This is a genomic window from Gilliamella sp. X-57 (assembly GCF_057063565.1).
This window is the reverse complement of the sequence record NZ_JBXSQI010000031.1, coordinates 1-18,897: the sequence shown is the minus strand read 5'-3', so window position 1 is coordinate 18,897 and position 18,897 is coordinate 1. Positions and strand designations below refer to the sequence as shown.

Below are 18,897 nucleotides of genomic sequence, written 5' to 3'. Positions count from 1 at the left end.
AAGGTTACCGTCCACAGTTCTACTTCCGTACAACTGACGTAACAGGTACTATCGAATTACCAGAAGGTGTAGAAATGGTAATGCCTGGTGATAACATCAAAATGACAGTATCATTAATTCACCCAATTGCGATGGCAGAAGGTTTACGTTTTGCGATTCGTGAAGGTGGTCGTACTGTTGGTGCTGGTGTTGTTGCTAAAGTTATTAAGTAATTTAACTTGCTACCATAAAGCGCAGCTATTGATGCGCTTTATCATCAGTAAAAAAGGCGCACATTGTGCGCCTTTTTTATTTTCTCATAAATAATCTCATCTATTTTTAGACTAAATTAGCTAGCTGAATTATATTGCTTTGCTCAAGTATTGTGAAATGCTATATTTCAGGTCTATTACATTAAATATTTATTAATATGGTTCCTCCAGTATCTAATGCTTATATTTAGCACGTTGATTGATAATCTAAAAGTAATTTTATAACTTAAAATTATGCATGAGCTTACTATCAATGAATTTAATTCATGATACTATCAACTAATACCTTATTTATCTCAACGAATATAGCGTTTACAATAAACTCAGCAATAGAGGGTTATTGGCTTATTAGAAGTATAAAGTTTATTCGAATTCATTAATTAGCAAGAGAGGATTTTATGGAATATCTACAACTTGGCAATTCTAATATTCAAGTATCTCGTATTTGTTTAGGGTGTATGAGCTTTGGTGATCCTGCCAGTAAAATGCATGCATGGACACTTAATCCTGACCAGAGTGAAGCAATTATCAAACATGCGCTAGATTTAGGTATTAATTTTATTGATACAGCAAATACTTATTCAGCCGGTACAAGCGAAGAATATTTAGGGAGAGCAATTAAAAAAAACATAGCCCGCGAAAAAGTTATCCTTGCAACTAAAGTCTATTTTAATGAGGGACATCTTTCCAAAGCAGCTATTGAAAGAGAAATTAATGGCTCTCTTAAACGACTTGATACTGACTATATAGATTTATATATCATTCATCGTTTTGATTATACAACACCAATAGAAGAAACAATGGAGGCATTACATAATCTTGTCAAAGCAGGCAAAGTGAGAGCATTAGGCGCTTCCGCTATGTATGGTTATCAATTTTATAACATGCAACTTGTGGCTAAACAAAATGATTGGACACCTTTTGTTTCGATGCAAAATCACTATAACTTACTTTATCGAGAAGATGAGCGAGAGTTAATTCCTATCTGCCAACAATTTAACGTCTCCTTAACGCCATATAGTCCTCTGGCTGCTGGTAGGCTTACTCGTTTAGAATGGCAAGCTAATACATTACGCAGTAAAACCGATCAGGTTGCTATCGCCAAATATGATAGCACGCAAAAAATGGATGCTATTATTGTGCAAAGAGTCAATGAACTTGCCAAAAAATATGGTGTAACAATGACTCAAATAGCGTTAGCTTGGCAATTTGCTAAGGGGATCACCTCACCAATTATTGGCGCAACTAAAACCAAGTATCTAGATGATGCTGTTGGCTCACTGAAGATCTCATTATCGAAAGAAGATATCATATATTTAGAAGATCAATATATGCCACATCGTATTGTTGGTGCGATTTGATTGGTGAGATGGGGGTGAGTTGTGCTTTTGCAAAAAGCAGATATAAAAATACAATATAATCAATGTTATTTATTAACTTGTCCAAAAATGAGGCTATTTTTGTTGGGTAGATAGATTGAGTGGCTTGTAGCTCTTCTGCCCAATTTTTACTTGCATAGATGGGCACTACAACTTTTTATGATTTTTTGCTGAAGCTATTATTTTAAACTTAGTTCAGCAAACTAGTTTAAGTTTACGATGTTTCGCTTAGAATTCTTTTAAACCTTTGATATCTGCGTGTTGCATACCGCCGTATTTTTGTCACTATTTATAAAAAATTGAATTGATCATGCCGTATTTATGGCAAAGTGATCCTTTCCAATAAAAGTAAAGTATAATCAACATGGTGTACATACTCCTAAAAATATGAAGAGAATTACAAATGCTAAAGGCAGAAAATAATGTCATTATATTTACAAGAAAAATTGAAATTATCAGTTATTGAAAAAGAAAAAAAGGCAATTGTTCAAAATATCTCAAATAAATTACGGATTGATAGTGATTCAATAACGTTTCAATCGCATAATTATAATGTTTTTTTGTCAAAATTTATTGATAAGATTGAATATCAGCTTGTTGATTTATCAGTAAATGAAAATTTATTATTTAACCGATTTTGTGATTTTTTGAGTAGTATTAATAATAATGATTTAGTAGCTTTCCAAATTATAACTTGTAATACATATTATTATTTAAAATTGCATATTAATAATATTAAGCAAAATCCAACATTATTTTGGAATATGAAAGTAAAGAATAGTAACAAGAAGCTAGAGTGTTTGCTAGTTGCCATAAATAACTCTTTTGGGTTTTCAATTTTACCAACAGAGCATTTTTATGAATTAAGAATATGGAATGATAATAATCATATTATGGAAAATCGTAAATATTTAAAATAATAATATAGAAATTATAAAGTTTAAGTAGTAGGTACTATTATAGCTTGATTAATTTCTTTATCTTCACCGCCCCAGATAGCTATGAACCACTAGACGCAAATGATAACCAAGAATAACAGATTCGCTCCTTCTATACCGATCTGAATGGTTGTCAGGAAGCGCTGATGGATAAAATGGCAAAATATTATGAGAATACAGCTATCAGCTCTGGGGTAGACGAATTGAGGAAATTGGTTAAGAACCAATAGAGCAGATCAAACATAACTAATGACAAACACGGGATTTTGCCCGTGTTTTTGTTTCCAGAACTGAATAAAACACTCAACAACTAACCATTATTGCCCATGGCTGTCATCGTGGTTTTCGGTATGAATAACGTTAATATAGCTAGGGATGGCTGGCGTATTAACATAAAAGAATGCCCATTGAATCCCGTCTATTTTTTTGGTTTGACGTAAATATTGTTTTAGTAATATATCTTCCTGAGAATCATCTTCTGATTGCTGATGTATATAATGATCAATAAACTCATTATATGTATCTTCATCAGTCGCTAAATATCCATTGTGATTTTCACAATATTGTTTATATAAATCGAATAATTTGTCGACAAAAACATTATATTCTTTTTCAATATCAAACGTTTTAGGATTACTATACCCCAAAGTCGCAAAAATCTTATCAGCAATAGCAGAACCGGATTTTGATTTTTTTAATGCAGAAAAGACTAGATAACCAGGTAAAAGAAATAATAATCCCATAGCAGCCATAAGAAGTAGCGAAAAATCATTTTTAGAAAAGGCCATTACTACAAAATAAAAGAAAGTAAATACCCCCAATCCTCCAGCACCAATAAAGAAAATGCGCGGTAAAATAGGTATATTTAGTTTTGAATTGCCAGCTTCTGTTCCCTCTGTTGCATAAGGATGTAACCATAAAAGCTTATCGGCAGGACGGCGTAATGCATAAGCAAAATAGCTTCCACCAGCTAGTGGATCAACAACCGCCTCCACGTAGTCTCCCTCATTAAAAAAGGTTCGACAAAATGCGCCTTCAATCACCTTATCACCTAATTTACAGCAAAAATACTGCTCAATATCGGCTGTATCGTAATCAATGTTTTGAATTTTTGCTGCATTTATTTTCATACTATTAGCCATAGAAACTAAATCTAAATGCCCTATTGTGAGTAAATTGACATCAGGGCGTCCAGCTAGTTTGCGAGCATTAAGATAACTTTCTTGCGTGTCATAGACCTCCAGATCGGTGATATAACCAGTAATAATTTGGTAATAATGGTTATCGCCTATATTCTGTTCCATATTTTTTATTCCTTATATTTATCTGTTCAATTATTTGTTATTTTTTGTTTCGTTCATCAATGACTTTAACCCAATTAGGTAAAGTTGGCGTTCTACAGTAGTAATCTGTTAATGCTTTAAATTTTTTTAACTTTTCAAAGTCAGGGGTCTGTGGATCGTTAAATATTTCAGGGTCATTGATTCGATACAATTTTTTAAAGCGTTCCTTTTCTTTTTCAGAATCATATTTCCACGGTTTTTCATACCCCAAACAGGCATAAATTTGATTGGAAATAAAAGAGTATCCTCCTCCACCCATCAAAAAAGCAGCAATAATTGCAATGATCCAACCCAAAAAACTGTATTTAAATATGTTAAAAATATAATTTAATGAACAACCGTTAAATAGTTCAATAATTAACAAAAAAAGCAGGATAACAACGGCAAATATCGTCATCAAAATAAAACTAACTTTTAAAAGTGCGAACGTTGTTAAACCAATATTTTGCGGGAAAATTATCGCATGTTGTTTTGGAATTCGTACTGCATAAGGCTGGTAAACATCATTTTTTTGTGGCTTAACAAGCATTTCAACATAATCGCCATCATTAAAACCAATCGTGTTAAGTCTTCCCTCTACTTTTTTATTGCCGATATGGCAACAAAAGTGTTGCCCTTTTAAAGGTGGGCGGCAACAAATAAAAAAGCAAATAAATGCTATAATTGAACAAAACACCGCATAAAGATCTTTTTCTATTCGATCCGTCGCCGTCAGCTTAGTGTCAGTTTCTTGGTTATTTTGGCTTACCGTTAAACAACTGACTGTTCCTTTTAATAAACAAAAATCATTCTTCACAAATCACTCTCATTAATTAATTCATTGATTATTATTAAATATTATTTTTGAGATATCAATCTTATCTTTTAATCCACTATCAAGAGAAGTTATCAAAAAAACATAATTCTAATCATATTAAAAATATCAATCAACTTTGAAGTTATTGAAGTTATCAACTTTACTTATTCAATCAGTTTGAGTATATAATGGTCGCCTTGTCGATAAAAACAACAAATGGAGGTTGTAATGATCACCCATATTAGCCCATTCGGATCCATGGATTTACTTGCTCAAGCTGAAGTCGATATTTTAAAAAAATCAGCCAATAGCGAGCTTTATAAATTGTTTAGAAATTGTTCATTGGCCACGCTTAATGCTGGAATTAAGACTGATAATACAAAAGATCTATTAGATAGATTCCAGTCTTTCGAAATTAATGTCATTAGTAAAGAGCGTGGCGTTAAATTAGAATTAGTTAATGCACCAGAAAGCGCTTTTGTTGATGGGCGAATTATTCGTTCGATCCAAGCCAATTTGTTTGCTGTATTACGTGATATCCTTTTTTTAAATAGTCAAATCAGCGCTGTTAAAGAGCTTATCTCTAATATCAAATTTGAAAGAGATCATTCGTTTTATATTACAAACTTGGTTTTTTCAATTTTACGTAATGCCAATGCACTCCATGTGGGGGAAGAACCCAATTTAGTTGTCTGCTGGGGTGGGCATTCCATTAACGAAAACGAATATTATTATGCTCGCCAAGTGGGAATGCAATTGGGCTTACGTGAGCTGAACATTTGTACCGGTTGTGGTCCTGGTGTGATGGAGGCACCAATGAAAGGAGCAGCTGTTGGTCATGCTCAGCAGCGCTATAAAGACAGCCGCTTTATTGGTATGACCGAACCATCAATTATTGCAGCGGAACCGCCTAATGCGCTAGTGAATGAACTAATCATTATGCCTGATATCGAAAAACGCCTTGAAGCTTTTGTGCGCATGGCACATGGCATTATCATTTTTCCTGGTGGACCAGGTACTGCCGAGGAGTTACTTTATATTCTGGGTATTTTATTAAACCCAGCCAATCAGCATCAAACACTTCCTCTTATCTTGACAGGACCTAAAGAATGCGAGGACTATTTTGCATCAATAGATAATTTTATTCGTAGCACATTAGGTGATGAGGCAACCAAGCTTTACCAAATCGTGATCGACTCGCCCGAACAAGTGGCACGTATTATGAAAGATGGCGTTAAACATGTTAAATCTTCACGCTTAAAAACCGGCGATGCTTATGGGTTTAATTGGCTACTGAAAATTGATGAATCGCTACAACATCCTTTTGAGCCAACGCACGCCAATATGGCGTCATTAAATCTTCATCGAGATCAACCAGTGGAACTATTAGCCGCTGATTTGCGCCGTGCGTTTTCTGGTATTGTTGCTGGTAACGTAAAAGAGTTTGGTATGAAACAAATTAGCGAACATGGTCGATATAAATTACAAGGTGATATTGAAATTATGCAGCAACTTGATAATTTATTGCGTAGTTTTGTTAAACAAGACCGAATGAAATTACCAGGGGGAAGTGCTTATCAACCTTGCTATGAAATTTGTTATTAAAAATAAGGTTAGTCGTAAATTTAATCGAAAATACATCCAATCTTATCCGCCGATAATCCTCGGCGGAGTAATTTTAACAATTGATAGTTAAGGTAGTTTTTAAAAATCACCTAAAATATCTAACGCTTCAGAAACTTTTTTAACGGCAAAAATCTGCATATTTTCGGGTTTCTTCTTTGGCATATTGGCGATAGGCACAATTGCTTTTTTAAAACCATGCTTAGCCGCTTCAGAGATCCGTTCTTGCCCACTTGGTACCGGTCGAATTTCGCCACCAAGACCAATCTCACCAAAGATAACAACATCTTGTGGTAGTGGACGATTGCGAAAACTCGAAACCAGCGCTGCTATCAATGCTAAGTCAGCACTAGTTTCAGTAACTTTAACGCCCCCTACAACATTTACAAAAATATCTTGATCGGCCATTTGTAATCCGCCATGCCGGTGCAATACCGCAAGCAATAATGCTAGTCGATTTTGATCTAATCCAACCGTTACACGTCTTGGATTACCATACATAGAGTGATCGACAAGTGCTTGTATTTCAACCAGTAATGGTCGGGTACCTTCCCACAATACCATAACCGAACTACCTGGTAGCATCTCATCACCACGGCTTAAAAAAATTGCTGATGGATTACTAACCTCTTTTAGACCTTGTTCTGTCATAGCAAACACGCCCAGTTCATTCACTGCTCCAAAGCGATTTTTATGACTGCGTAGCGTTCTAAAACGAGAATCAGCATCACCATCTAATAAAATTGAACAGTCAATACAGTGCTCAAGCACTTTTGGCCCAGCTAGTGAACCATCTTTGGTTACATGCCCAACCATAATAATGGCAATTCCTTTCGTTTTAGCAAACCGCGTTAAATAGGCAGCTGTTTCGCGAACTTGTGCAACACTACCGGGGGAAGATTGAATATCAGTAAGGTGCATCACTTGAATAGAGTCAATTACCATAAGTTTAGGTTGTGACTGTTCGGCAAGCAGGCAAATTTGCTCAATGCTTGTTTCGGACAGCATATTGATATTATCAGCAGGTAAACCCAAGCGATGTGCACGCATCGCAACTTGTTGAAGTGATTCTTCACCTGTAACATAAAGTGTATTCATTTGTGATGAGAGCTTACTCATGGTTTGCAGTAACAACGTACTTTTACCTGCACCAGGATTTCCCCCAATTAAAATCGCACTACCCGGTACGACGCCACCACCAAGCACACGATCAAATTCTGAAAAACCCGTTGAAAATCTTGGTAGTGCCTCTAAACTGATTTCGGATAATTTTTGAATTTTAGCCTGCCCAGCACCACTACCCGCATACCCCGTTAATCGGTCATTACGCGATGATGCGCTAGCAAGCCTAACTTCGGTAATGGTGTTCCAAGCATGACATGAGCTACATTGCCCTTGCCAACGCGGATAGTCTGCGCCACAATCATTACAAACATAAGCTCGCTTTACCGCTTTTGCCAATTTAATCTCCTAACCTTCACTTAATAAACTGGTTGATAAAATGCACCATAAACCCGTTAAATCAGCATAATTAATACTGATTCTTGCCTTTTCAAGCACTTTGGGTTTGCCATGATAGGCAACGCCTAAACCCGCTATACGAATCATCATTAAATCATTGGCTCCATCACCAATTGCCACCGTTTGTTCAATGGGGATATTGAGTGTTGTTGCTAATTGTTGTAATGTCCTTGCTTTATATTTTGCATCAACAATTTGGCCATTCACTTTACCGGTTAACTTGCCATGTTTAATTTCTAACTCATTGGCATAGGCATCAACTAATTTTAATTTTTGCTTCAAGTGATCAGCAAAATAGGTAAAACCACCCGACACAATAGCAACATGCCAATTTTTTTTGTGCAATTCTTTTACTAAATAGGTCAACCCAGGCGTAAGGGGTAAGTTGTCTTTTACTTGCTGTAAAAGATCCTGATGTGCACCTTTTAACGTTGCCACACGTTTGCGCAAACTCGTTGCGAAGTCAAGTTCTCCACGCATCGCTTGTTCGGTCAAGGTCGCAACTTGCTGCCCGACACCATACAATTTAGCCAATTCATCAATACATTCTAGCTTAATCGCCGTTGAATCCATATCCATTACCAATAAACCTGGGGAATGGAGTGTAGGTAAATTGTCAATTGGCGAAACATCGATACCTAATGTTAATGCAATACTTTTAGCTTTTTTGGGCATGACACCGGCAATGCGAACAATCTGATAGGTTTTGATTTTCCATGATGATACAATCACCATAGGCATAGCAAGTTGATCTTGGAATTTTGATAAGACTGTTTTATTTAATTTTTTACCATAAATAATCCAACCTGTTTTACCTGCATTATAATCTAAAGGAACCACTTCACAACCATTTAATGAAAGTGGTAATCCTTGCCAATGTTGGATATTTTCAGGTAAATCATTGTAGGTGAGCGTGTAAGCCATATTAGAAAGTCTTCAGAACATAAAACAAGCCCAAAATTTACCATAACTACTACAGATTGTCCAAGTTAGGCTTTCGTTATTTTTCTACTTGCTTTTATACTAAAACACCATGTTACCTGAAACTTTTTGACAAAATAAAGTATAGTTTGAGCTAGTCTATTTATAGTCACCAATTGATAAATAACAATAGACTTACTTAATTAAACACAAGCAAATTAATTACACTTTCTTTAATACTGCATAGAAAAAGCCATCACCACCATTTTCAGTAGGTAAAAATTGTTTAAGATCACCTTGTAATTTAGCGCGGGTGTTTTCTTGTAAAAAACGCTCTATTTGTAATTTATTTTCATCTGGTAGAATGGAACAAGTGGCATACACCAAAGTACCACCTGTTTTTAAATATGCCCAAATGTTATTTAAAATCGCATATTGCAATGCAGTTAATTGTGCTATATCGCTATCTCTTCTTAGCCATTTTATATCTGGATGTCGGCGAATAACGCCAGTTGCCGAGCAAGGGGCATCAAGCAAAATGCGATCAAATTGTTGTCCTTCACACCATTGTTCTGGGGTTAATCCATCGCCAACTTTAACTTCGGCATGTAGGTTTAAGCGTGTTAAGTTTTCGTGAATGCGCTTAACTCGGCTAGGATCAACATCAACGGCTAAAACTTGTGCTTTTGGGGCAACTTCTAAAATATGTGTGGTTTTACCACCAGGTGCTGCGCACATATCCAAAATATACTCGCCATTTTGTGGTGCTAACAAATAAGCTGCATATTGAGCAGACAGATCTTGTACCGTAACAGCACCATTATCAAAATATGGTAATTTAGTCACATTCACAGGCGAGAATAATCGCAGTGCACTAGGTAGCTCAGCAAAGGTGTCAGACTCAATTTGTTGCTCAGCAAGTAATTGTTGGTACTCAGTGACTGTATATCGATTAAGATTAACCCGTAACCACATTGGTGGCTTTTGATTATTAGCATTGACAATAGCCTGCCACTGCTGTGGATAGGCTTGTTTAAGGCGAGCTAACAGCCAACTTGGGTGTAATGATTGCTGGTTTTGTTGTTTGTTATCTTGCGTAAATTTTTGTTGTAATGAGGTTTGCTGGCGTAAAAATTCGCGTAATACGCCATTGATTACCCCCTTAAGTTGTGTCTTTTTCAGTGTGTTAACAGCATTCACTGTTTCGCCAACTGCGGCATGTTCTGGAATTCGGGTATAAAGAATCTGGTAAATTCCCACTAACAATAGATAGTGCAAAATTCTATTTTTACCGGTTAACACTTTACTCATTAAGGTGTGAATATAAAAATTAAGTTCTGGCAATACTCGCATTACACCAAAACAGATCTCTTGCACCAACGCTTTATCTTTATCGGCTATTTTATGATTTAAAGTTATCAATGTAGCGCTTAATGATTGACCTTCTTCTAGCACATTAAAAATAGTTTGTGCACAAATAGCTCGAATATTTTGATGTGATCGATTATTCATAATGATAGTGACCTAAATTCAACAATATGCTGATTATAAAATTAATGATCCAACCCAACCGGCAATAAATAACGGAATATTAAAATGGGTAAATGTTGGGATAACGCTATCGCGAATATGGTCATGTTGCCCATCATGATTTAGCCCTGAAGAAGTGGCTAAAATGGTATCTGATGGTGGCGATCCTGCATCACCGATTGCACCAGATGCGCCAATTAAACATACGGTTGCAATTGGCGAAAAACCAAGCTGTACACAAAGAGGCACATAAACTGCAGCAATGATAGGAACTGTCGAAAATGACGAGCCAATACCTAAGGTAATAATCAGCCCAATCAACATCATAACAAAAGCAGCAATTACTTTATTGCCGGCAAATAAAGTCGCGCTATGAATCACAAGTGGTTCGATTTCATGAGTCTGTTTTAATACTTCGGCAAAACCTTGTGCTGAAATCATCACAAAACCGATCATTGCCATCATTTTGATACCATCAGTAAAAACGCCATCCGCTTCGCCCCATTTAATCGAACCCGATACAATAAAACAAATAAAACCAATTAAAGCGCCTAAAATCATTGACCCTGTATAAAGTTGAACAGTAAAGGAGAGAACAATGGCTAATAATGAAATAATTAGTGAGCGTTTATTCACATTGTTTAACGCATCTAAATTCGCCTCGCCTCGAATAATTTTATATTCTCGGGGCTTACGATAACTGACGAAAATAGCCCATAATAAACCCATAAACATACCTAACGCTGGAATCGCCATTGCATGCATCACATTAACATGGCTAACATCCATGCCAGATGCAGTAATATTTTTTAATAATATTTGATTTAAAAAGATATTCCCAAATCCCACCGGTAAAAACATATAAGGTGTAATTAGCCCAAATGTCATAATACAAGCAATCATCCTTCTATCGAGCTGTAATCGCGACATCACATATAAAAGTGGCGGAATTAAAAGTGGAATAAAGGCAATATGAATAGGAATAACATTTTGTGAGGAAATACTAACTAACGCAATAATGACTATCAAAACCCATTTAATACGTTTTTTCGCATCGCTTGAGGTAAGCTGCTTGATCGCTTTATCTGCCAATAATTCAGGTAAGCCCGATTTTGATATTGCCACTGCAAATGCACCTAACATCGCATAAGAAAGCGCAATATTTGCCCCATTGCTGATCCCAGTATTGAATGCATCAATGGTTTCTTTCAACGATAAATGGCTAAATAGCCCACCAACAAATGCACCAATAATTAAGCTAATAACGACATGAACACGGCAAAGGGACAAAATTAACATACAAATTACCGCAACCACAACTGCATTTATTGACGAGAACAAATCAAGCACTGTATTCATAAATAGATTCTTAGTTGAGAAGCAAAGCTTATTATTTTAGGTGATAGATATTGAAAGTGCAATCAATAGTGTATACTCACTTCTTTTTAATATACAAAACTAAACGCGTGTTGCTAAAGAATATTAAAAATAGAAAGCCTTATAGGCAAATAAGGCTATTGTGGAGTGCGGTGAATGAGAAATAATATAGACGGACATTTTTTATTAATTGGTTTAATGGCTTACCCTATTCGCCATAGTTTATCCCCTCAAATGCAAAATACCATTTATGCTAAACTGAATGTACCCTATGTTTATTTAGCATTTGAAGTTGATCAAGAAAAACTGCCTGATGCAATTAAAGGAATTCGGGCATTGGGTTTACGTGGTAGTGCGATATCTATGCCTAATAAACAGCTTGTCTGCCAATATCTTGATAAGCTAACACCAGCTGTCGAATTGAGTGGAGCATGTAACACTATTTCAAATGATAATGGGGTTTTAACTGGTTATAACACTGACGGAATGGGTTATATGCGTATGCTTAAAGAAGCCAACATTAATGTGATAGGAAAAAAAATAACTATCCTTGGTGCGGGTGGCGCTGCGACAGCTATTGTGGTACAAGCTGCACTTGATGGTGTAAAACAGATCACCATCTTTAACCAAAAAGATGAGTGCTATGCCAAGATCGAAGCGGTTGCAAAAAAATTGAATCAAAATACCCAATGTCATGTGCGTGTTATCGATCTGGCAGATAAAGATCAGCTACGCCAAGAAATTGCAACGAGTGCGGTTCTTTGTAATGCAACAGGTGTCGGGATGAAACCATTAGAAGGACAAAGCTTAATTACTGATCCAACAATGTTAAATCCTGATCTTGTTGTTACAGACTGTATTTACAGTCCACGTAAAACAAAACTACTCGAAATAGCTGAACAACAAGGCTGTAAAACATTAAATGGTATAGGTATGATGTTATGGCAAGGCGCTGCGCAAATAAAAATTTGGACAGGTGAAGATGCCCCTATTGAATATGTGAAAGAACAAATGGGCTTTAATGATTAGTTGAACTAAGTGTTATTACATTACATCAACTTTTTTTACTCTTTTGTTTTATTTGATATAACCCATAAAATAAAACCCTATAATAAACGCATCGACGATTAACAGGATATAAAATGAAAACAGTCACTATCAAACAACTTAAGATCGGTTTGGGCGCGCCCAAAATTATTGTGCCAATTGTCGGTAAAACTAAAGCGGAATTAATTGATGAAGTTAAGTTTTTACAATCTATTGATTTTGATGTTTTAGAGTGGCGTGTTGATCACTTTACGAACGTTGATAATATCAATGCAGTAAAAGAGATGGCAAAGACAATAGGCGATTTATTACCGAATAAACCTCTTTTATTCACCTTTAGAACCGCAAATGAAGGTGGTGTCAAACCATGGCCATTAACATCATATATTGAATTAAACAAAGAAATGGCTTGTAGTGGACTTGTCGATTTGATTGATGTCGAATTATTTATTGGCGATGATTACGTAAAAGATATGATTACTGTTGCACACAAAAACCAAGTATTTGTTGTTGCATCAAACCATGATTTTGAAAAAACACCCGCTAAAAGCGATATCATCTATCGATTAAGAAAGATGCAAGACCTTGGTGCCGATATACCTAAAATTGCCGTCATGCCACAAACAACTAATGATGTGTTAACCTTGCTTGCTGCAACAACTGAAATGAACGAAAAATACGCCACAAAACCCATTATTACCATGTCGATGGCCGGTCTTGGTGCTGTTAGCCGTATAGCAGGTTCAACATTTGGCTCAGCAATGACCTTTGGTGCTGCTAAAAATGCATCAGCACCCGGTCAATTAGATGTCAAACAATTACGATATATTTTAGACGCATTATATCAAAGCCACAGTTAATCGCTTAAATCACTAGGTTACGGGCTGTTGATCTTCTACTTTTACAATAAACGAACGCATTGCAACACACTAGAAGGTATTTTATATCGAATTTGAATACCATAGCTATGGTTATCATAGGTACAGTCCCATTTGATGAGCTTCAACGAATAAAAAGATATAATTGCAGACAGACACGTATTTTTGACATATGGCATTAACATATGAACATATTATTTTCGACATATACCAAGTTTTTTGATATTGAAATTGAGAACAATAAGGCAGTTGAAATTAGAAAAGCGATTATTCATAATTTTAGAAAGCCTTTTATAAAACAAGATATGCAAACCCATGGTCCGTTGTGGAATCAATACATGGCGCCCCAAGGAGCAATGGATATTCGCCATCTTGATATGGATATAAATATACAGGGTTATATACTAGTTGATGGAAAAGGAAAGAATATGCAGCTATATTTATCTTCTTTAAAAAATTTTTTATCTTATCTTGAAAATAGACGTGATGGTTTATTTCCGGCTACTTATTTTGTTAATAAAGATTTTACCTTTTGTCTTGGCGAAAATGGCGAAAGAGGAACAATGAAACCTATTTATGTATATAAAGGAATAAAAATCTAAACAAAATCAGGATAACGTATTTACCCACTAAAACTGAGTCTGCCAAAGGGGAAAGATATACGGCACCTTAAGAAATAACAACAGGCTTTTGCTACTGATGTTTATTAGGTCAGTCTCAAACGTTACATTCTTCGTGGAGCTATTTGTCAATATGTATTTCGATTTCATTGATGAAAAAAAGGCATTTGCAGATTTAAAAAAAATAATGCGCTTATGGGATATAAATGATAATTCACAGCGGTTAATGAATTTATTCTTTGAGCAATTAGTACGTTCTAAATGGGATAGGCACAGAATATATAACTTTGCTTTTGTATATATAAAAGATAACTTATCTGATTCGGATTATGATGATATACCTGAAGCTGCTTTTGATTATTTAGCGGATATAGAATCATCGATTATTGGTTATTGTAGCTATGATTCATTTTTGAAAATTCCTGATGAGCCACACAATAAAAATGAACTAATAGCTTATGTTAGAGGTCAAAAATGGAAGAATTGATGTATCTATAATAACTTTTATTTAAAGTTAGCTGGAATATGTTTAATTTACTCATTCAAATTCCAATTCTTGGTGTGATAGATATATTCATCATACATATTGCCACTTAAGGTTTAAATTATTTACTCGGTATAAAAATACATCATACTAAAATATTTGTATCAATAAATCCAATCTCGAAAATATTTACTCTCATTTTGTATTAATTTCAAATTTTCTTTTAACTCTTTTACGTCTCTTAATTCTTCTGCTTCACGAGGTAAGTTACGAATTAATAAATTTGCATTTTTCATTAATAGTTTAAACAAATGATTGGAGCTATTGCACCGCTATATACTATTTCGTGTTTATCATACCTATTATTTATAAATCTGATACTACAAATTTTATTAACTAAAAAAACTCAAAATAGAATGGTCCATCCATAAAGATAAAATGGACTATGTTCTTTTGTTGAATTTTATGAGCTTCTTTTAACCACCAGTTTAATATAATTACTGTGAAATCGTCCCATTTTTCGTCTGGAAAGCAAATATCTCCGATTTGAAAATATATTTCCGAAAATACTTGAGTTGATATTTTACTTTTTGATACACGAATAGTATCAGAAGTAATTATTAAATTAATCATTATAGTTACACAATCCAAAAACTGTATATTCTATTTTAAAAAATTTATTTTAACTTGCTTAGCTTCAAAATTATTTCTTTATAATCATTTTTATAAAAATCATTTTTAGCTTTATTATACATTTCTTCAAAAGAAGCGATAAATAGATCTATATAGTTATTTGGAATGGATTCATTACGATTTAAAATCTTTTTTATTTCAATGTAAAAATTTCTTTCTGATTTCGCTTTAGGACTTATATTTAGAATTGATAATAGGTAATCCCATTTTTTGTTGTCCTTATAAAACTGAGGAAATTCAGTAATAAATAAAGAAACATAGTAATCAATTTTCTTAATAGTTTTTAATTCATTGAAAAAATCAAAAAAATCATTTAAAGGAGGCAGGCTATATCGTTCTATCATATTACCTATACAAGATACTATATTTATAATGGTTTCTTTGTTTAAATTTTCATTTTTATACAATTGGATTAATTGTTCAGCTAATGAGATATCAGTAAAAAACTTTTTATAATACAAAGAGTATTCTTTTCTAGTAAGTTTTTCTAAATCAGATATCAGCTTTGATAGCGCTATATAATCATTTCCTCTATCCCAAGTTTTAATTTTGTAAGTAAGAATCTTTAAAAGATCAAGATTTTTTTCTAATTGCGTCACTAGCATGCACCTATACCAGTAAACTTACCATTATTTTTCACACTCATGATATTTCCTTTAGGGAGTATTTAATTATTTCGCTCACTCAGTGGAGTAACTTCGAAAGGCGCCCAAATTGGCCGTTCCCATTGTATGAAATTATTAGTTAGGATTTCTTTTATATAACTTTCAAATTTAGAATTAAAGTATTTATCAGAAATTATTGTTATTTCAAAGGTATAATGTTCATCGCATAATAATTCACTAAGCCTATCAATTTTGTCAATAACAGCAATACTAAAATTATCCAATTCAGCTCTAGCAATATAACGACCTTTTTCATCTTTACAGGATAATTTACATTGAAATGCTTGTTTTATCTTAGCCAGCATTTCTTTAAATGAATTATTATTATCAACTAATACAAAAGTTAACCATCTTTTATGTATATTCATCTAACTCTCCATCTTACAAGCCCAGTTTAATATTAGAGCCCATACCCATCCCGCCATTGTTGACATTAAACCTTTATTAACTTAATTACTATTAGCATTGTCGTAGCTCTTTATCCTACATACATTTAATTATAGAACCAGCTTCTATGATTTTATTTTTAGTAATATTTAATTTCATATCTACCTATTACATCAAAAATATGATCATAAGTACTAAGTATTACACGTTGCCTTCCTTTTTTACGATCTTTGTCAACTAAATTAATTATTTCGCTCACTCAGTGGAGTAACTTCGAAAGGCGCCCAAATTGACCGTTCCCATTGTATGAAATTATTTGTTAGGATTTCTTTTATATAACTTTCAAATTTAGAATTAAAGTATTCATCAGAGGTTATTGTTATTTTAATTGTATAATGTTCATCGCATAATAATTCACTAAGCCTATCAATTTTGTCAATAACAGCAATATTAAAATTATCCAATTCAGCTCTAGCAATATAACGACCTTTTTCATCTTTACAGGATAATTTACATTTAAATGCTTGTTCTATCTTAGTCAGCATTTCTTTAAATGAATTATTATTATCAACTAATACAAAAGTTAACCATCTTTTATGTATATTCATCTAACTCTCCATCTCACAAGCCCAGTTTAATATTAGTTACGTATGAATGATAATAAGCCTATATATAAGTTCATTCACTTTTTTTATCGCTAAAGATTGTAAATCTTGCCGATTTTTTTATTAAAGTAATGCATATATTTTCTTTAACTGTCCACAATATTTCTTACTATAAGGTATTTTTATTTTTTTTAGATAATTAATCAGGTTATCAACATCGTTAGTAAGTAAATAATATTCTAATAAATGAATAATAAGAAAATCTTCATAGGGCGCATCAACTGCAATAGTGACATCCTTTTCATCATTCCCTTCTTGTTCATCTGGTTCATCAAGAAGGACGATTAACTTAATCGCTATATATTTCAAAAAAGAAGCAAGACTATTCGACAATATGTTTTCTAAATCAGATAAAGTGGCACCAGACAAATTTATTTTATTTGCATCATATTCAAACAATACCGATGGTAACTCTTTTCCGTTTGTTGTAATTTTATATTTTTTCTCCAATTTATCTAATGCCGTTTTATATAATGGGCTATTTATAAAATCTCGAATTTCATTAATATTTACCATTTATCTACATCCCTTACTATATTTATAACATTATGACTAGTGTGTTTATATGGATTGCTTTATGCTTCCATTTACAAAGCTAATTAGTTTGATTTTTTTGACATTCATCTAATTGATTAATTGCTATCTTAGCGACATCTCTTATATCGATATTTTTAGATAACAAAGATATTTGAAGTCCATCTCTTAATATTTCATCACTAAAAGCTGTGGCTATTTGTGTAGCCCAATACCTAATATTGTCGGGTATTGTTGTATCTTCAAGAACTTTTTTGATCTCTTTTTTAACATCAATATCATCGCATTGATAAAAAAAATCCTCTACTAGCTGATATACACCCCATCCATCACCCTCACCAAAAGATCTTAAAAATAACTCAATTGCCCTTTTATCTGGATTTTTAATAAAAAATTTTCTTACGTCATCATATTTATCAATGATATCTTGAGTTAGATCTTTATCAGAAGGCATAGGCTGATGTCTTGATAAGAAATTTAATGCGTCATCTTTAGTCATAGTTCTACGATATTTTCAAATTTTTTTGTTTTGTTTAAAGCATTATCTTTTGTTATACCTAAGTCTAGGCATTTATTTATAATTTCTTGTCTGCAATCTAATTCAGACGAAATTAGTTTATCAATAGCTTCTTCTACATCAATCTATTTTTTCAATGGTTCATGATATCCAATAAAATCTTTAATAATATAAATGTGTAAAAATATATTTTTTATTTTAATTTTTTATATTTAAATAATCTGAAAAAATTCTAAATATAGATAGCAATTCATCAAGTGAAGTAAATTCTTCTCTTTTATTAATTTTATATTGATCAGTATTTAAATTTATTATTTCTGACATGCAACTTAGATCATCCCAAACAGTAAATCGAGCAATATAAATATCATTTTCAAAATCGATAACGATACTTTCTGATAAATCATTTTTATGATAAACACAAGAGTAGTTAGTATTTTTGGATATCCAAAATTTAAATTTATTTAACATTTTTGTAACTATCCCCTAAAATAGTACAGCAAAAAAGTAGAAAATTCTCTATGATAAAAGTAAAGGGGATTTAATTATGAAAAAAATGACTGAACATCAAATCGTCGCTATTTTAAAAGAAGCTGAAGCGGGTATTCCTGTCAAGGAGCTCTGTCGTAAATATGGCATGGGTAATTCAACTTTCTATAAATGGCGGGAAAAATACGGCGGAATGGAAACTTCGGACATCAAACGCTTAAAGGAGCTGGAGGCCGAAA

At 33.6% G+C, this 18,897-nt stretch carries 21 protein-coding genes; 9 read left to right on the top strand and 12 right to left on the bottom strand.

Features of this window, described 5'->3' with window-relative positions:
- From ACYIAL_RS12005 to ACYIAL_RS11995, 3 genes are all read left to right on the top strand, one after another.
- Positions 1-212, top strand: a 212-nt coding sequence (locus ACYIAL_RS12005; protein WP_483751097.1) for an EF-Tu C-terminal domain-related protein, incomplete at its 5' end; no start/stop codon positions are given.
- A 437-nt stretch (positions 213-649) separates the two neighbouring features.
- Entirely contained in the window at positions 650-1,612 is a 963-nt protein-coding gene (locus ACYIAL_RS12000) for an aldo/keto reductase (RefSeq protein ID WP_483751807.1), read from the top strand.
- 440 nt (positions 1,613-2,052) lie between these two features.
- Entirely contained in the window at positions 2,053-2,550 is a 498-nt protein-coding gene (locus ACYIAL_RS11995) for a hypothetical protein (RefSeq protein ID WP_174797751.1), read from the top strand.
- A 335-nt stretch (positions 2,551-2,885) separates the two neighbouring features.
- Here ACYIAL_RS11995 and ACYIAL_RS11990 read toward each other — a convergent pair whose 3' ends face one another.
- On the bottom strand, positions 2,886-3,872 hold the full coding sequence (locus tag ACYIAL_RS11990) for a putative type VI secretion system effector (RefSeq protein WP_174797752.1): 987 nt from the start codon (positions 3,870-3,872) through the stop codon (positions 2,886-2,888).
- Positions 3,873-3,909: 37 nt separating this feature from the next.
- Positions 3,910-4,707 (bottom strand): hypothetical protein, encoded by a 798-nt coding sequence (locus ACYIAL_RS11985; protein WP_174797753.1) that lies wholly within the window; start codon positions 4,705-4,707, stop codon positions 3,910-3,912.
- Between the two features lie 228 nt (positions 4,708-4,935).
- Here ACYIAL_RS11985 and ppnN point away from each other — a divergent pair, with 228 nt between their 5' ends.
- Positions 4,936-6,312, top strand: coding sequence for a nucleotide 5'-monophosphate nucleosidase PpnN (ppnN, locus tag ACYIAL_RS11980; RefSeq protein ID WP_483748521.1), 1,377 nt, complete (start codon positions 4,936-4,938; stop codon positions 6,310-6,312).
- A 99-nt stretch (positions 6,313-6,411) separates the two neighbouring features.
- Here the strand turns inward: ppnN and radA are convergent, their stop codons facing one another.
- The 4 genes from radA to ACYIAL_RS11960 all read right to left on the bottom strand — a co-directional run bounded on the left by radA (position 6,412) and on the right by ACYIAL_RS11960 (position 11,661).
- Positions 6,412-7,791 (bottom strand): DNA repair protein RadA, encoded by a 1,380-nt coding sequence (radA, locus tag ACYIAL_RS11975; RefSeq protein ID WP_483751806.1) that lies wholly within the window; start codon positions 7,789-7,791, stop codon positions 6,412-6,414.
- A 9-nt stretch (positions 7,792-7,800) separates the two neighbouring features.
- The gene (gene serB, locus ACYIAL_RS11970; RefSeq protein WP_483751805.1) at positions 7,801-8,775 is read right to left on the bottom strand and encodes a phosphoserine phosphatase; all 975 of its coding nucleotides are present in this window, start codon (positions 8,773-8,775) and stop codon (positions 7,801-7,803) included.
- Positions 8,776-8,994: 219 nt separating this feature from the next.
- Positions 8,995-10,284 (bottom strand): 16S rRNA (cytosine(967)-C(5))-methyltransferase RsmB, encoded by a 1,290-nt coding sequence (gene rsmB, locus ACYIAL_RS11965; protein WP_483751804.1) that lies wholly within the window; start codon positions 10,282-10,284, stop codon positions 8,995-8,997.
- A 33-nt stretch (positions 10,285-10,317) separates the two neighbouring features.
- Positions 10,318-11,661: a Na+/H+ antiporter family protein gene (locus ACYIAL_RS11960; RefSeq protein ID WP_174797758.1), complete on the bottom strand. Its 1,344-nt coding sequence runs from the start codon at positions 11,659-11,661 to the stop codon at positions 10,318-10,320.
- 174 nt (positions 11,662-11,835) lie between these two features.
- Here ACYIAL_RS11960 and ACYIAL_RS11955 point away from each other — a divergent pair, with 174 nt between their 5' ends.
- The 4 genes from ACYIAL_RS11955 (at position 11,836) to ACYIAL_RS11940 (ending at position 14,711) form a co-directional block, all read left to right on the top strand.
- On the top strand, positions 11,836-12,708 hold the full coding sequence (locus ACYIAL_RS11955) for a shikimate dehydrogenase (RefSeq protein ID WP_483751803.1): 873 nt from the start codon (positions 11,836-11,838) through the stop codon (positions 12,706-12,708).
- A 113-nt stretch (positions 12,709-12,821) separates the two neighbouring features.
- Complete coding sequence (gene aroD, locus ACYIAL_RS11950) at positions 12,822-13,586, top strand: type I 3-dehydroquinate dehydratase (RefSeq protein ID WP_174797760.1); 765 nt, start codon at positions 12,822-12,824, stop codon at positions 13,584-13,586.
- Between the two features lie 203 nt (positions 13,587-13,789).
- Positions 13,790-14,206: a hypothetical protein gene (locus ACYIAL_RS11945; RefSeq protein ID WP_065637487.1), complete on the top strand. Its 417-nt coding sequence runs from the start codon at positions 13,790-13,792 to the stop codon at positions 14,204-14,206.
- 151 nt (positions 14,207-14,357) lie between these two features.
- Entirely contained in the window at positions 14,358-14,711 is a 354-nt protein-coding gene (locus ACYIAL_RS11940; protein WP_483751802.1) for a hypothetical protein, read from the top strand.
- A gap of 674 nt (positions 14,712-15,385) precedes the next feature.
- Here the strand turns inward: ACYIAL_RS11940 and ACYIAL_RS11935 are convergent.
- The 6 genes from ACYIAL_RS11935 to ACYIAL_RS11910 form a co-directional block, all read right to left on the bottom strand.
- Positions 15,386-16,000: a hypothetical protein gene (locus ACYIAL_RS11935; RefSeq protein ID WP_141673026.1), complete on the bottom strand. Its 615-nt coding sequence runs from the start codon at positions 15,998-16,000 to the stop codon at positions 15,386-15,388.
- 68 nt (positions 16,001-16,068) lie between these two features.
- Complete coding sequence (locus ACYIAL_RS11930; RefSeq protein ID WP_483751801.1) at positions 16,069-16,434, bottom strand: hypothetical protein; 366 nt, start codon at positions 16,432-16,434, stop codon at positions 16,069-16,071.
- A gap of 261 nt (positions 16,435-16,695) precedes the next feature.
- Positions 16,696-17,061 (bottom strand): hypothetical protein, encoded by a 366-nt coding sequence (locus ACYIAL_RS11925; RefSeq protein WP_483751800.1) that lies wholly within the window; start codon positions 17,059-17,061, stop codon positions 16,696-16,698.
- A gap of 120 nt (positions 17,062-17,181) precedes the next feature.
- The gene (locus ACYIAL_RS11920) at positions 17,182-17,634 is read right to left on the bottom strand and encodes a hypothetical protein (RefSeq protein ID WP_483751799.1); all 453 of its coding nucleotides are present in this window, start codon (positions 17,632-17,634) and stop codon (positions 17,182-17,184) included.
- Between the two features lie 79 nt (positions 17,635-17,713).
- Positions 17,714-18,106 carry a hypothetical protein gene (locus ACYIAL_RS11915; RefSeq protein WP_483751808.1) on the bottom strand — a complete coding sequence of 131 codons (393 nt, stop codon included), beginning with the start codon at positions 18,104-18,106 and terminating at the stop codon, positions 17,714-17,716.
- A 261-nt stretch (positions 18,107-18,367) separates the two neighbouring features.
- Entirely contained in the window at positions 18,368-18,640 is a 273-nt protein-coding gene (locus tag ACYIAL_RS11910) for an immunity protein TriTu family protein (RefSeq protein ID WP_483751798.1), read from the bottom strand.
- Positions 18,641-18,716: 76 nt separating this feature from the next.
- On the opposite strand from ACYIAL_RS11910, the gene ACYIAL_RS11905 reads away from it, so the two are divergent.
- Positions 18,717-18,897: transposase (locus tag ACYIAL_RS11905; protein WP_255306853.1), on the top strand; the 181-nt coding region annotated here is incomplete at its 3' end.